The organism is Marinobacter sp. SS13-12 (assembly GCF_030227115.1).
Classification (GTDB): Bacteria; Pseudomonadota; Gammaproteobacteria; order Pseudomonadales; family Oleiphilaceae; genus Marinobacter.
In genome coordinates this window covers 713228-726310 of sequence record NZ_JASSUA010000001.1, presented here as the reverse complement: position 1 = coordinate 726310, position 13083 = coordinate 713228, and the positions used below count along the sequence as shown (strand labels likewise).

The window sequence follows — 13083 nt, the reverse complement described above, 5'->3', positions numbered from 1 at the left end:
ATGACCAATCGCATACTCTTTATCCTCATGCTGGTGGCAGGTCTGACCGCGCCCCTGTTTGCCTACCCTGTGTTCGTCATGGACCTGCTGTGCTTCGCACTGTTCGCCTGTGCCTTCAACTTGTTGCTGGGGTACGCCGGCCTGTTATCTTTCGGTCACGCCGCGTTCTTCGGCGGCGCCGCTTACGTTACCGGCTACGTCACCAAGGAATGGGGCTTTAGCCCGCTGCTTGGCATACTCGCCGGCGCGGGGTTTGCCATGGTGCTCGGGGCGGCCTTCGGTTTCCTGGCCATACGCCGCCAGGGCATTTACTTCGCCATGGTGACCCTGGCACTGGCCCAGATCATTTACTTCCTGGCACTGCAGATGCCATTCACCGGCGGCGAAAATGGTCTGCAGGGTATTCCGCGGGGACACCTGTTCGGCCTGATTGACCTGAACAACTCCCTCGCCATGTACTACTTCGTCTTTGCCATTTTCCTACTCGGCTTCGGCATTATCTATCGAACCATCAACTCGCCGTTTGGTGAAGTGCTGCAAGCGATCCGTGAAAATGAATCCCGGGCCCTGTCCCTGGGCTACGACGTGGATCACTTCAAACTGCTGGCCTTCGTCATATCTGCCACCCTGGCCGGGCTGGCCGGTGCCACCAAAGCAATCATTTTTCAGTTTGCCGCGCTCACCAGCGCTCACTGGCAAACTTCCGGTGAGGTCATTCTGATGACACTGGTCGGCGGACTGGGCACCATCTTCGGCCCGGTCGTTGGCGCCATCACCGTGGGTGCCCTCAGCCACGAATTGTCCGCCTACGGCTCCTGGGTACAGGTGATACTCGGTACCATATTCGTGGTCTGCGTCATGGTATTCCGTCGCGGCATCATTGGTGAACTCCAGCGACTGATCAGTCGTAAGGGGGGTTGAGGTCTATGCGCGTTATCTCTGCAAAGGAAGTGGCCGGCGCACTGGCGTGGCCGGCACTGATCGAGCGTCTAGCAACTACCTTTCGCGACGGCGTGGAAGCCCCACCACGGCATCATCACGCCATGCACCGCCCGGATGGGGAGGCCACCATGCTTCTGATGCCCGCCTGGGAACAGGCAGGTTACATCGGCATGAAGATGGTCAACGTTTTTCCCCAGAACGCCAACGCCGGCCTGCCCGCCATCTCGGGTCTGTACATTCTTTGCGAAGGACAACATGGCACTCCGCTCGCCTGTATCGACGGCAGCGCCCTGACCAGCCGGCGGACCGCAGCAGCTTCAGCCCTGGCTGCCCGCGAGCTGGCACGGCAGGATGCTGCATCGTTGCTGGTGGTTGGCACCGGCAAGCTGGCGCCAATGCTGATCGAGGCTCACGCGGCTGTTCGCCCCATCCGCACGGTGCGGGTCTGGGGCCGCAATCCGGACAAGGCAGACGCCCTCGCCGACAGATTCCGGGACCGGTTCGACTGCCAGGCGGTAACGGATCTGGAAACCGCAGTGCCGGAGGCAGATATCATCAGCTGCGCAACCCTGTCGACCGAACCGCTGATCCGGGGTGAATGGCTGCAACCTGGCAGCCACCTGGATCTTGTGGGGGCATTCCGGCCGTCCATGCGTGAAACCGACAGCCACTGCCTGGCTCGCAGCGAGGTCTTTGTGGACACCTACGCCGGCGCCCTGGGTGAGGCCGGCGATATTCTTCAGGCCATCGACGCAGGGGTTTTCAGCAAGGCCAACCTGCGGGCCGAACTGGCGGAATTACTGAGGGGCGACAAACCCGGGCGCACAGACGATGAGGCCATCACCCTCTTCAAATCCGTAGGAGCCTCGCTGGAAGACCTCGCCGCCGCCATCGAAGTCTGGGAAACCCTGGAAGGTGTCCGGGAAACTTAGTCTGCCTCACTGCGGAGCCCGCCCTCAATGGCCTGACTCACCAGCCATCGCCGGAGTAGTTGAATGCCCTTTTCACGCCTGCGGCTGGTTTTCCAGGCGAAGTAGAATTTGTCCCCGGTCATCACCGAGTGACAGGGCAACCGCACAAAGTCCCCTGAGTCCTTCCGGGTACTGAGCATGTAATCGTTGGTCAGGGCGATACCCTGATGGTAGCGCGCCGCCTCCAGCGCCAGCAGCATGTGACTGAAATGCTGGATCCGGGCCGTAGCGGGAACCTTCAGATCCACCCCCCGATACCAGGCTTCCCAGTCACCGGCAGCCTTGTCGAAAATGCTGTGTGTTGAAAGCAGCGGAAACCGGGACACTTCGTCCGGAGATAACTCCGGCTCATCCCGCCCCTCAACCTCCGCATCCCGCCCCAGCTCACGGCGGATACGCTGCCAGTAATCCTGACTGCACACCGGAAACAACCGCTCGGTATACAACAACTCATAACTGAACGCCGCCGACGCTGGCTTGATGGTAATAAAACAATCCGCCACCCGGTCTGACAACACCGGATTCTCACTGCTCATCTCCAGCGACAGCTCCAGCTGCGGATACTCCCGCTGCAAATCCGGCAACCGCGGCACCAGCCAGCGCACCGCAAACGAACTGAACACCGACAGCCGCAACCGCGACTCTTCATGCCCCAGCAATTGCTCACTTACCCGCTCGATCTGCAACAGTGCCGACCCGACTCCATCCAGATACTGCCGCCCCTCGTCCGTCAGCGCGAGCGTTCGCCCACTACGCCAGAACAGCTTCTCACCCAGATAGGTCTCCAGCTGCTTGATCTGATGACTGACCGCACTCTGGCTCACAGCCAGTTCTTCCGCCGCCAGCGAAAAACTGTTCAACCGGGCAACGGCTTCGAATACGGGCAGAGATTTCAGGGGTGGAAGCTTCATTATCTACTTTTCTAATACCGATGGAGTAAAGATCATTTTATCGGATATTAGCACAGGCATAGAATGCCATCACAAAGTTGAGGGAGCCGGGCGGGTAGGCCTCTCCGAAACCGTGCGGAGCCATGGATGGCGGAGCCCGAGCCGAACAGGGACGTCTTGAGGCGTGTTTCGGAGAGGCCTACCCGCCCGGCGAATGCTCCGAAGCTGGATATCTAAGAGTTCGAGGGGAATCCTATGTCAGGCAAAACCGTAAACAGCGCAATCCTTCTGCTGGTGATCGGCAACGCCATGGCATTGATCAGCGACGTGTTCATCAAACTGATGGAGCCCGGTGCGCCGATTTTCCAGTTTGCCTTCCTGCGCTGCGTCATCACCCTGCTGCTTCTATTACCCCTGGCAGGACAGCTCAACAGGAAGCACCTGTTCTCCGGCTTCAAGATCCACGCCGTTCGCGCCCATATACACCTGGCAGGCATTCTCTGCATGGTCGTTGCCCTGGCAAACCTGCCGCTGGCCACCGCCAACGCCGTGTTCTACGCCGCCCCCATCCTGGTCATGGTGCTGTCCGTCTTCCTGTTCCGGGAAAAACTCACCCCGCTGAGCGTATTTGCCGTGTTCAGCGGGTTCGGCGGCATCATCGTTATCCTGCGGCCGGTGGAATTCAACTGGGCGGCCATCGCCGCCCTGGCCTCCGCCTTTGCCCTGGCCATCAACGCCGTCATGGTCCGCAAGCTACCGAAAGAACAGACCACCGTGCACAAGCTGCTACTGAATTACGTGCTGATCATACCGGCCGCCGGCGCTCTGGCACTCTGGGAAGGTGCCGCCTGGGACAGCTCGATACTGGTCAGCGCCCTGGGTTCCGCCCTGTTTATCCTGGGCTACAACATCACCGTATTGCTGGCCTACCGGCAGGTGGATGCCAACCAGGTGACTGCCGCCGAATACACCGGGCTGATCTGGGCTGTGGGAATTGGCTGGATCTGGTTCTCCGAAGTGCCGGACCTGTGGTTCCTGGCTGGCAGCACCATGATCGTGGTGCCACTGATACTGATAGGCCTGCAGCAACACCGGCGCCGCACAAGGGCGCCGGCCAGAGGCTTTAATCCGGATACTCAGCGGGTAACATCAATGAGCAGCTGAGCTCCCTGTAAAACCTGATGCTCTACCGGATAAGAGCCACTGTTATAGCGGAATCGGTAACGGGTGCCGTGATCATAGTGGCGGTCGTACCGGCTCTTGTTCCAGTGGCGTTTGTGGCCATGGTAGCCGTGTTTACGCTGCTGGAACTGCTTGTGCTTCCAGCCGTGATGACGCTTGCTGTGCTTTTTGTGTTTCCAGCCGTGCTTGCGGTCCCGGTAGCCGTGGTCGGCGTACCTGTCACGGTGCTGGGACGTCAAAAACTTCTTGTGGTGGGGGGCGCCCTTGCCGTGGTCCACCCTCTGATGGTATCCCGCCTTGTGATCTTCGCGTTTGTAAGAGTCCGCCATGGCAGGAGCGGTGGCCATCATCAGGCCGATAAGACAACTTCCGATCAGAAACTTTTTCATCGTTCATCTCCCGATCTTTTCAGATCCCGGATACCAGCACTCACCGACACGATGTGTGTGCTCCCTGAGTTCAGGTTACGGAATTACCGGTTAATGTCAGGCGATCAGGAGCCGCTTTGCACTTCTTTTACGTTGGCGCTGACAGTCTTTACAGTTGCTGCCGCCGGTTGACGCGCAACTGGATCAGATCAGGTGGGATTCCAGTTCAAATACGTGTGGGTCGTGATCTCCGAGGGCTCTGAGGGCCTCAGCCAGTTTCAACAGATATTCACTGTTGGGGCCGCTGGGGCCGGACGAACGAGCAATCTGGCGGGCGATGTCCAGGACAGGGGCTGGCCCCAGGAAAGCGGCATTGTCTTCGGTGGCGATGTACACAAGGCCTTCTGCGCTGCTGCCATCGTCAAACGCCATGGGGGTGCTGAAACGCAGGTAGCCATTTTTCTCGCGTACGTCCAGATGTTCGAACACCTCCGGTGACACCCGATAGGCCATGCCCTTGCACACCGCGCCAGACTGCTCGATCAGCGTGACTACCCGGCCCGGTGCTTCTGGTGTACCGCGGTGATCGTGGGAGCCCTGCCAGAACCGCCTGGCCCAACCCTCAATGGTTGCGGGGCGCTGCTCAAGGAACGGGAAATCCACCTTGTAGATCAGAGAGCCATAGCCAAATAGCCATACGGAAGACACCCCGTCGAACTGCTGGCGGCTGCGGTTATGCTCTACGGTATCAAATGACATTGTGGTACTGCCCCTCTCTCACGAACGCTGGTTGAGACCATCAGGTGGCCGCCGTCGACGCGATAAATCCGGCGATGCCCGTCAGTACAATTTCTGCCGCCATGGCAGACAGGATCAGCCCGCTGATCTTGGAGAGTATGTTCAGCCCGGTTTTGCCCAGAACCTTTTCAAGATAACCGGACAGGTGCAGCAATACTCCCAATATGACCAACCCTGACACCAGCCCCAGCAGACCGCCTGCCACTTCCGGAACGCTACTCAGCTCGGCGCCGTAGACCAGGATGGCACCGATGGTGGCCGGGCCGATCATCACCGGAATGGCCAGGGGAACCACGGCGATGTCGTCACGGTCCTCATCCGGCAGACCGGTGGCGTGGTTGCGGGTGCCACTGGTGACCAGGCTGATAGCGGTGAGAAACAGCAGACTGCCGGCGCCAATCCGGAACGAGTTCAGGGTAATACCGATGGCGCTGAACAGCAGCGGGCCGGCAAAAAACAGTATCAGCCCCAGGATCAGCGCCGACACGGTCGAGCGGCGGATAATCGAGCTCTTTTCCGCCGCCGGCAAGCCCCGGGTAAGCGCCAGGAACATGGTTACCACAAAGAACGGGGCCAGCAGGAACAGAAATCGAATCGTGCTGCTGATGTAGGTACTGACAAACGCTTCAAACATTCAGAATATCCGGCCAGAAGTGAAAACGGTATAGCATAACGGCAGTGGTGCCTGAGTGCCGTACGGAAGTGAACCTACTCTACCGTTTAACGCTGGATTTCCGGGGTTTACGTGGCTTCACCGGTTTTGCGGGTTTTCCCGGCCGCGGGGGTTTACCGCGTTTTCCGGCCGGTTTCCCAGGCGATTTTCCAGGCAACCCGCCTTTTGCATTCTTACCGCGAGCGCCCTGGGGCGGTTTGCCGGCCTTTTTGCCCGGTTTTTTCGCCGCCGGCTTCTTCGTTTCGCTGCGGGTATCCGGACTGGCCTCCGACGACGAATCCCGGATCATGTCAAACAGGCCCTTCAACTCCTTTTCACCCAGGTCACGCCACTCGCCAACCGGCAATCCCTTCAGGCTGATGTTCATGATGCGTACCCGCTCGAGCCTGGTGACATCGTAATCAAAGAACTCGCACATGCGGCGGATTTGTCGGTTCAGGCCCTGCACCAGGACGATTCGGAACACGAACCGGGAGACCTTCTCTACCTTGCAGCGCTTGGTGACCGTGCCCAGGATCGGCACGCCGGCACTCATGCCCTGCACAAACTCCGCAGTCACCGGCTTGTTGACGGTGACCAGGTACTCTTTCTCGTGGTTGTTACCGGCCCGCAGGATCTTGTTGACCAGGTCGCCGTTGCTGGTAAGAAAGATCAGCCCCTGGGAGTCCTTGTCGAGGCGGCCGATGGGAAATATCCGCTCGCCATGGCCCACATGATTGACGATGTTCCTGGGCTCCGCCGGGTCGGTGGTGCTGACCACGCCTACGGGTTTGTTCAGGGCGATAAAGATCAGGTCTTCTTCATCCCGTGGCTCGATCAGCTGTCCGTTAACCGTGACTTTATCCCCGGGCAGGACCTGGTCCCCAACCTGGGCGGCCTTGCCATTGATGGCGACGTTGCCGTTCTCGATGTAGCGGTCTGCCTCCCGCCGGGAACACATGCCACTCTCACTGATGTATTTGTTGAGGCGGGTCGAGTGTTTACCGGGCATGGAGTTCCTATAAAGAGTCTGGTCAGGGTCGTTTACGGTCTACGCTGCATGTGGGGATACATAGCTGAAACGCTTGCGATAGTGCTCCATGGTACAACCTACCGTGCGTTTGAACAGCCTTCGGAACGAACTGGCGTCTTCGTAACCCACGCTCCAGATAATGCGAGCCGTCTGTTCCCGGCTGGATTCCAGCAAATGTTTCGCTGCCTCAATGCGCAGATGCTGCAGGTAGCCGAGGGGGGTTTCCCCGGTGGCTTCCTTGAAACGTCGCTTGAAGGTTCGGGTGCCAAGGCCGGCTACAGCAGCCACCTCATCGATGGTCAGCGCGTCTGCGTAATGCTGTTCAAGCCATCCTTGGGCCTTCCGGATAGCGTCATCCTGATGGGCTTTCTGGCTGTAGAACGCCATGTAGGGTGTCTGCTCCGTGCGGCGGCCATCCAGTACCAGCATCTTGCTGCAGGCCAGGGCAACAGCGGGTGACGCGAAACGCTCCACCAGATAAATGCACATGTCCATAAACGCGGTGGCACCGCCGGCACAGATGACCTGGCCGTTATCCACCAGCAGTTGATCCTCTTCCAGACGCAGATGCGGGTAGCGGCTGCGGAAAAGCGGGGCGGCCCGCCAGTGGGTGGTGGCCACCTGGTCATCCAGCAGCCCCGCTTCCGCCAGCACAAAACTGCCGGTACAGACACTGGCAAGCACCGCGCCCCGCTCCAAGGCTCCCTGCAGCCAGCCAAACAGGGGTTTTGACGGGGCCAGGGTTTGCTCAAGGCGTTCCACACCAACGGCGGCTTCAACAGCAGAGCCGACCACGATCAGATCCGCCTGGAAGCGCCCCCGTTCAATGGTCGGTGTGACCAAGGCGCCGCTGTAGCCACGCACAGGTTCGTCGTCCACCGTTACCACCTGGCAGTTGAACAACGGCTCGCTGTGGCCAGCTGGGGCGCGGCCACAGTAATTGGCAACGGTAAAGAAATCCATCACACCGTGCACGCCGGAGGCATGGCAGTTGGGCAAGGCAACGATGGCAATGTTGAACATGAATTGGCCCTTTTCGCACTTTATATGTCAAATATGACACTCCTGCTGACAAGCTGCAAGCCCTAACCTGAACCTGTCATTCACCAACGCAGGAAGAAGGACTTTCACCATGACCTCACAATTGAACACCCAATCAGAGATCTTTCAACGCCCGGCGATCCAGAAGGCTCCACGCGATGCCGGGTTCTCCGCCACCCGGCTGGCCCTGCAGCTGTATGGCAAGGTTTCACCGCAGAAAGCCGGCCGACTGGTCAACCGCATGGCCTTCAGGCCCTCCCGCCTGCCTGTGCCAATCCGCTATGAATACCTGCTGGACAGCGCCGACAGCTATACCCAGCTCCAGCATGGCGCCCGCACCATCCCGGTTTACTCCTGGGGCCAGGGGCCGGCCATTCTCGGCGTCCATGGCTGGGCCGGAGCCGGCATCCAATTCGGCGCCTGGGTAAATCCCCTGGTGGAGGCGGGCTATCGTGTGGTGCTGTTCGATGCCCCGGCCCACGGACGCGCCCAGGGCGAAAGCACGGATTTGTTTGAAATCGCCGAAGTCGCCGCAAAAGTGGCGGCCAGTGTCGGCAGGGTGCACAGTGTGCTGGCCCACTCCATTGGCTGCATTGCTGTTGCCCGGGCCATCGCGGACGGCCTTCAGACCAACTACCTGGTGATGCTGGCGCCGCCGGTCAGTCTCGCGGCTGTGATGGAAAATCTGGGCCGGCAACTCGGGCTGAGCCCAGAGGTTCTGGCGGTTCACCTGCAACTGATGGAAGAGCGTTTCGGAGCAACGGTGTGGGAGCAGCTGAATCTGGAAACCCTGTCACAGTCACTCACCCAGCGGGGCCTGCTTGTGGTTGATGACGACGACACCTCCATCTCACCCGAGGAAAGTGAGCGGGTTTACAACAACTGGGCAAACGCCAACGTGTTGCGCACCCGGGGGTTGGGACACCATCGATTGCTGTGGAGCCCCATGGTTGTGGAAACCGTACTTCGGGATCTGGGTCGTCCGGTGGACACCGTCTGATTGCGACCTCGCGTTGAGCGGTTTATGGTTTTGCAGCAGAACCGCTAACAGACACGGAGTCCCGCAATGCAACTGTCCGATCCAAAACAGCAACAAACGTCCCGGGGCCGGTTCGCCTGGCGGGAAGGCGGCGATCCCGAGGACCAGCCGCTGGTGATGATCCACGGCTGGCCGGAGAGCTCCTACTGTTGGGAGCACGTGGCCGCACACCTGAAACCGGGGTTTCGTATCATTGCCCCGGATGGTGATCATGAACATTGCCATCATCAACAATCTGAAAGGCAACCAGGAAGTGATCGAGAAAGTTCGCGCCGGTAGCGGGGCTGCCTACTGGTACCAGCATTTCATGCAGACACCGGGGCTGCCCGAGGCAATGATTCCCGGTGCGGAAGAAACCTGGTTGGGGCATTTCCTGCAGGAAGAGCAGCCGGCTGCGGTGGCGGGCTACCTCAACGATTTCCTGGATAACGATTGAACGGCTAACGGGAGGGGCTGACGAACACCCAGTTGGTACCCACGTTATCGCACACAACGATGTCGCGGTTGATCACCGTGCACAGGGAGAGGTCCTGCGGCAACTCATCGTGATAACGGGCTTTTACCGCCAGGGTTTTCTTGTCCTGTTTGAGCAGCGCGAATGTCTGCTCCATGCGCCGGGCAAAGTCGACCCCGCCTTCCTCCATGGTATGGAAGGCATTGTGGAACGCGGTAAAACTCATGGTATTGGCGCCCAGGCCGATGTCCACCATTTTGGGGATGTATCGGTCATAGGCGTCTGACAGGTAACGCCGGACCTCCTCCTCGTCATTCCGGTTGTCCTTGAACGCGCTCAGCCCCAGGCGATTGTGCGGCTCAAGCACACCCTCCGCCAGCTTGCTGTTCGGTTGGTTTGCAACAAGCTCGAAACGGCGTTGTGGGCAGGTAATGCGCTTGCCTTCCAGGCGGCACTCAGTCAACCGGCCTGTTGGATCAGGATCGTCTTCCGTTTCGGCAGGTGCGGGTTCTGGTTTTGCGTGTGGCGGCTGCGACTTCGCCGAGGTACCACTGACCTGCGGTACCTCCAGACCCAGGCGACCGGCAGGGCGGCGTAAAAGCAACGCCTGAACACCCGGATCGTTGCGTTTGAAATCCGTTGGCGACGGTAAGCCGGCGCCCTGTCCTTCGCTGACGATGGTGCAGTACAGCTCTTCCAGTTCGGTTTTCGCGCCTTCCATACAGGCATCATCGGCAGGGGCGGCCTGGGCAGAGCCAACGCAGGCGCCAAGCACGACCAGGGCCAGCCATCTAGTTGTCATCACGCTGCCCCAATGCCAGGCGTGCCATCAGGTCTTCAACCCGGCGGATGGTCTCGGCATCGCCCTTTTTCCCCGTAAGCACCACCTGGGAGCCGATAGTAGCCACATACATCAGCAGTGACAGATCCCGGATGCGCTGGGGGTCACTGCTCAGGCGTTCGTAGAGTTCGCAGTTCTGGTTGATGCGGGCTTCGTCCACTTCGGTCACCAGGTCTGCCGCATAATCGTTCCGACGAGCGAAATCCCGCACCGCCAGCTCCACCTGCAGGCGGCGGATGTTGCGGGACGCATCGGTGAGCAGCAACTCAAGGATCTGCCGCAGCTCGGTCTCCACATCGCCGCCTTTGGGTTTCCAGTACTGAAGTTCATGGAGCCGCCGGTCCCGCCAGCGATCAAGAAAGCTGACCACCAGGTCCTCGTGGTCCTTGAAGTGCCAGTAGAAACTGCCCCGGGTAACACCGAGTTTCTTCGCCAACGTCAGCACCCGCAAGTGGCCGAAACCGCCAGCCGCCACTTCCCCGGCGGCGGCATCCAGCCAGTCGTCGCGGGTCAGTTGTGCTTTTTCCGGGGTTTTGCGTCTGGTCTGTCGGGTGTCAGTCATTCGGTGGTCAGATCCTGCTGCTGGCGGTTTGGAAAACCTGCGGGTGCATTCTACATGAACAGGGCGAACGAATTTGAAACCGTTGACCCTGCCCAGAACATACATTAGTGTATGGACCAACAATACACCAGTGTATGGAGATTTCAATGCGAGTCTTCATGCCGACGATCAACCCGATTCCAGTATCAGGGGAGCTGCCCAATGAGTACCGCCCATTACGATTTAACCGGCGCTATTGCCGTTATCCGACTCGACAATCCGCCGGTTAACGGTCTCGGTCTGGCCGTGCGCCAGGGCATTGTGAATGGCATCCTCCAGGCGGAAGCTGATGATGCAGTCAAGGCCGTTGTCCTGATTGGCTCCGACCGCGCTTTCTCCGGTGGTGCCGACATCAGTGAGTTCGGTACCGGAAAAGCCACCGCCGAACCCAACCTGAACACCGTGATTAACTACGTGGAAAGCAGTCGCAAGCCGGTCATTGCCGCCATCAGCGGTGCCTGCATGGGCGGCGGTCTGGAACTGGCCCTGGGGTGCAACTACCGTATCGCCAAACCCGACGCCCAGATCGCCCTGCCGGAAGTAAAGCTGGGCCTGCTGCCCGGTGCCGGCGGCACCCAGCGCCTGCCCCGGGTGATTGGGGCTGAGCACGCCCTCAACATGATCGTGTCCGGCAGTGCCGTACCCGCAAAACAGTTCAAGGGCAGTGCGCTGTTCGATGAAATCGTGGACGGCGACCTACTGGACGCCGCCATCGCCTACGCCACCAAGGTTGCCAATGAAAACCTGCCACTGAAAAAAGTGCGTGACCTGAAGGCCAAACACCCCAACCCGGAAGGCTTCTTCATGTTCACCCGCAACACCGTGGGTGCCATGACGAAGAACTACCCGGCCCCGCTGAAGTGCGTGGACGCGGTAAAAGCCGCTGTGACCATGCCTTTTGACAAGGGCATGCAGGTCGAGCGCGAAGCCTTTGTGAACCTGATGCAGACCCCGGAATCCCGCGCCCTGCGCCATGCGTTCTTCTCCGAACGGCTGACCAGCAAAGTTGCCGATGTGCCTTCTGACACCCCGGTTCGCGACATCAAATCCGTGGGCGTCATCGGCGGCGGCACTATGGGCACCGGCATCAGCATCAACTTCCTCAACGCCGGCATCCCGGTGACTATCGTGGAAATGAAGCAGGAAGGCCTGGACCGCGGCGTCGCCGCCATCCAGAAAGTCTATGAAGGTCGGGTCAAGAAAGGCCGCATGAGCGAAGACGACGCCAAGGCCAAGATGGCCCTGCTGTCGCCGTCTCTGTCCTATGACGACCTGGGCAACGCCGACCTGGTGATCGAAGCCGTCTTCGAGGAGATGGGCGTGAAACAGTCCGTGTTCGAGAAGCTGGATGAAGTGTGCAAGCAAGGCGCCATCCTGGCCTCCAACACCTCCACCCTGGATCTCAACAAGATCGCCAGCTTCACCAAACGCCCGGAAGACGTCATCGGCCTGCACTTCTTCAGCCCGGCCAACATCATGAAGCTGCTGGAAGTGGTCCGTGGTGACAAGACCGCCAAGGACGTACTGGCCACCGCCATGAAACTGGCCAAGACCATCAAGAAGACCGCCGTGGTTTCCGGCGTCTGCGACGGCTTTATCGGCAACCGCATGATCAACCAGTACCAGCGCGAAGCCCTGCTGATGCTGGAAGAAGGCGCCAGCGTGCAACAGATCGACAAGGCCATCGAGAAATTCGGCTTTGCCATGGGCCCACTGCGCATGGCCGACCTGGCCGGCGGCGACATCGGCTGGGCCATCCGCAAGCGCCAGTACGAAGAAAACCCGGACATGGTGAAGATGGTTGTAGCGGACCGCCTGTGCGAGATGGGCCGCTACGGCCAGAAGACAGGCGCCGGTTTCTACCGCTACGAGCCGGGCAACCGCAACGCCCTGCACGACCCGGAAGTGGACAAGGTGGTGGACGAAGTCCGCGCCGAGCTGGGCATCACCCCCCGCAAGATCAGCAACCAGGAAATCGTCGAGCGTTGTGTCTATGCCCTGGTCAACGAAGGCGCGCAGATTCTGGACGAGGGCATCGCCCAGCGCGCCTCCGACATCGACATGGTGTACCTGACCGGCTACGGCTTCCCGGTATTCCGCGGTGGCCCCATGCATTACGCCGAGGAAGTCGGGCTGCCCAACGTGGTTCGCGCCATGCAGGCCTTTACCGAAGACCGCCACACCCAGCCGGGCTTCTGGGAGCCCGCAGCGCTGCTCGCCAGGCGCGCAGAGGAAGGCAAGGGTTTCGACGCCAAATAACCGGTCTACGAA

Annotated in this window: 15 protein-coding genes; 7 read left to right on the top strand and 8 right to left on the bottom strand. The window is 59.9% G+C overall.

All coding sequences use genetic code 11. From position 1 onward, the window contains the following. Together QPL94_RS03320 and lhpI are read left to right on the top strand one after the other, a co-directional pair. Positions 1–921 (top strand): branched-chain amino acid ABC transporter permease, encoded by a 921-nt coding sequence (locus QPL94_RS03320; RefSeq protein WP_285355513.1) that lies wholly within the window; start codon positions 1–3, stop codon positions 919–921. Between the two features lie 5 nt (positions 922–926). Further along, positions 927–1874, top strand: a complete 948-nt coding sequence (lhpI, locus tag QPL94_RS03315; protein ID WP_285355512.1) for a bifunctional Delta(1)-pyrroline-2-carboxylate/Delta(1)-piperideine-2-carboxylate reductase — start codon at positions 927–929, stop codon at positions 1872–1874. Here the strand turns inward: lhpI and QPL94_RS03310 are convergent. Continuing rightward, on the bottom strand, positions 1871–2824 hold the full coding sequence (locus tag QPL94_RS03310) for a LysR substrate-binding domain-containing protein (RefSeq protein WP_285355511.1): 954 nt from the start codon (positions 2822–2824) through the stop codon (positions 1871–1873). The genes lhpI and QPL94_RS03310 overlap by 4 nt on opposite strands. 234 nt (positions 2825–3058) lie before the next feature. On the opposite strand from QPL94_RS03310, the gene QPL94_RS03305 reads away from it, so the two are divergent. Beyond that, positions 3059–3967, top strand: a complete 909-nt coding sequence (locus QPL94_RS03305; RefSeq protein ID WP_285355510.1) for a DMT family transporter — start codon at positions 3059–3061, stop codon at positions 3965–3967. Here QPL94_RS03305 and QPL94_RS03300 read toward each other — a convergent pair. The 5 genes from QPL94_RS03300 to QPL94_RS03280 all read right to left on the bottom strand — a co-directional run bounded on the left by QPL94_RS03300 (position 3940) and on the right by QPL94_RS03280 (position 7859). Continuing rightward, complete coding sequence (locus QPL94_RS03300) at positions 3940–4374, bottom strand: hypothetical protein (RefSeq protein ID WP_285355509.1); 435 nt, start codon at positions 4372–4374, stop codon at positions 3940–3942. The genes QPL94_RS03305 and QPL94_RS03300 overlap by 28 nt on opposite strands. Positions 4375–4557: 183 nt before the next feature. Then, positions 4558–5112 (bottom strand): gamma-glutamylcyclotransferase, encoded by a 555-nt coding sequence (locus tag QPL94_RS03295; RefSeq protein WP_285355508.1) that lies wholly within the window; start codon positions 5110–5112, stop codon positions 4558–4560. A 40-nt stretch (positions 5113–5152) separates the two neighbouring features. After that, a complete protein-coding gene (locus QPL94_RS03290) occupies positions 5153–5785 on the bottom strand; it encodes a MarC family protein (protein ID WP_285355507.1) in 633 nt (210 codons plus the stop codon). 79 nt (positions 5786–5864) lie between these two features. Next, positions 5865–6815: a 23S rRNA pseudouridine(2604) synthase RluF gene (gene rluF, locus QPL94_RS03285; protein ID WP_285355505.1), complete on the bottom strand. Its 951-nt coding sequence runs from the start codon at positions 6813–6815 to the stop codon at positions 5865–5867. 39 nt (positions 6816–6854) lie between these two features. Further along, positions 6855–7859 (bottom strand): GlxA family transcriptional regulator, encoded by a 1005-nt coding sequence (locus QPL94_RS03280; protein WP_285355503.1) that lies wholly within the window; start codon positions 7857–7859, stop codon positions 6855–6857. A 109-nt stretch (positions 7860–7968) separates the two neighbouring features. Between QPL94_RS03280 and QPL94_RS03275 the strand changes: the two genes are divergently transcribed. From QPL94_RS03275 to QPL94_RS03270, 3 genes are all read left to right on the top strand, one after another. Further along, the gene (locus QPL94_RS03275) at positions 7969–8877 is read left to right on the top strand and encodes an alpha/beta hydrolase (protein ID WP_285355502.1); all 909 of its coding nucleotides are present in this window, start codon (positions 7969–7971) and stop codon (positions 8875–8877) included. Between the two features lie 66 nt (positions 8878–8943). Continuing rightward, a complete protein-coding gene (locus QPL94_RS21360; protein ID WP_350310602.1) occupies positions 8944–9195 on the top strand; it encodes an alpha/beta fold hydrolase in 252 nt (83 codons plus the stop codon). Further along, the gene (locus QPL94_RS03270) at positions 9128–9352 is read left to right on the top strand and encodes a hypothetical protein (protein WP_285355501.1); all 225 of its coding nucleotides are present in this window, start codon (positions 9128–9130) and stop codon (positions 9350–9352) included. The genes QPL94_RS21360 and QPL94_RS03270 overlap by 68 nt, the downstream gene beginning before the upstream one ends. A 4-nt stretch (positions 9353–9356) precedes the next feature. Here QPL94_RS03270 and QPL94_RS03265 read toward each other — a convergent pair whose 3' ends face one another. Both QPL94_RS03265 and QPL94_RS03260 read right to left on the bottom strand, forming a co-directional pair. Then, positions 9357–10172 carry a hypothetical protein gene (locus tag QPL94_RS03265; protein ID WP_285355500.1) on the bottom strand — a complete coding sequence of 272 codons (816 nt, stop codon included), beginning with the start codon at positions 10170–10172 and terminating at the stop codon, positions 9357–9359. Beyond that, positions 10162–10773 carry a TetR/AcrR family transcriptional regulator gene (locus QPL94_RS03260; protein ID WP_285355499.1) on the bottom strand — a complete coding sequence of 204 codons (612 nt, stop codon included), beginning with the start codon at positions 10771–10773 and terminating at the stop codon, positions 10162–10164. Before QPL94_RS03260 ends, QPL94_RS03265 begins: the two co-directional genes overlap by 11 nt. Positions 10774–10974: 201 nt before the next feature. Here QPL94_RS03260 and QPL94_RS03255 point away from each other — a divergent pair, with 201 nt between their 5' ends. Next, positions 10975–13071: a 3-hydroxyacyl-CoA dehydrogenase NAD-binding domain-containing protein gene (locus QPL94_RS03255; protein WP_285355498.1), complete on the top strand. Its 2097-nt coding sequence runs from the start codon at positions 10975–10977 to the stop codon at positions 13069–13071. Positions 13072–13083 lie beyond the last annotated feature (12 nt).

What these genes read in the sequence shown, in the direction of transcription:
- lhpI (WP_285355512.1), top strand. Translation starts at nt 927, where the DNA reads ATGCGCGTTATCTCTGCAAAGGAAGTGGCCGGCGCACTGGCGTGGCCG.
- QPL94_RS03275 (WP_285355502.1), top strand. Translation starts at nt 7,969, where the DNA reads ATGACCTCACAATTGAACACCCAATCAGAGATCTTTCAACGCCCGGCG.
- QPL94_RS03255 (WP_285355498.1), top strand. Translation starts at nt 10,975, where the DNA reads ATGAGTACCGCCCATTACGATTTAACCGGCGCTATTGCCGTTATCCGA.
- QPL94_RS03270 (WP_285355501.1), top strand. Translation starts at nt 9,128, where the DNA reads ATGAACATTGCCATCATCAACAATCTGAAAGGCAACCAGGAAGTGATC.
- QPL94_RS03305 (WP_285355510.1), top strand. Translation starts at nt 3,059, where the DNA reads ATGTCAGGCAAAACCGTAAACAGCGCAATCCTTCTGCTGGTGATCGGC.
- QPL94_RS03280 (WP_285355503.1), bottom strand. Translation starts at nt 7,859, where the DNA reads ATGTTCAACATTGCCATCGTTGCCTTGCCCAACTGCCATGCCTCCGGC.
- QPL94_RS21360 (WP_350310602.1), top strand. Translation starts at nt 8,944, where the DNA reads ATGCAACTGTCCGATCCAAAACAGCAACAAACGTCCCGGGGCCGGTTC.
- rluF (WP_285355505.1), bottom strand. Translation starts at nt 6,815, where the DNA reads ATGCCCGGTAAACACTCGACCCGCCTCAACAAATACATCAGTGAGAGT.
- QPL94_RS03260 (WP_285355499.1), bottom strand. Translation starts at nt 10,773, where the DNA reads ATGACTGACACCCGACAGACCAGACGCAAAACCCCGGAAAAAGCACAA.
- QPL94_RS03295 (WP_285355508.1), bottom strand. Translation starts at nt 5,112, where the DNA reads ATGTCATTTGATACCGTAGAGCATAACCGCAGCCGCCAGCAGTTCGAC.
- QPL94_RS03320 (WP_285355513.1), top strand. Translation starts at nt 1, where the DNA reads ATGACCAATCGCATACTCTTTATCCTCATGCTGGTGGCAGGTCTGACC.
- QPL94_RS03300 (WP_285355509.1), bottom strand. Translation starts at nt 4,374, where the DNA reads ATGAAAAAGTTTCTGATCGGAAGTTGTCTTATCGGCCTGATGATGGCC.
- QPL94_RS03265 (WP_285355500.1), bottom strand. Translation starts at nt 10,172, where the DNA reads ATGACAACTAGATGGCTGGCCCTGGTCGTGCTTGGCGCCTGCGTTGGC.
- QPL94_RS03290 (WP_285355507.1), bottom strand. Translation starts at nt 5,785, where the DNA reads ATGTTTGAAGCGTTTGTCAGTACCTACATCAGCAGCACGATTCGATTT.
- QPL94_RS03310 (WP_285355511.1), bottom strand. Translation starts at nt 2,824, where the DNA reads ATGAAGCTTCCACCCCTGAAATCTCTGCCCGTATTCGAAGCCGTTGCC.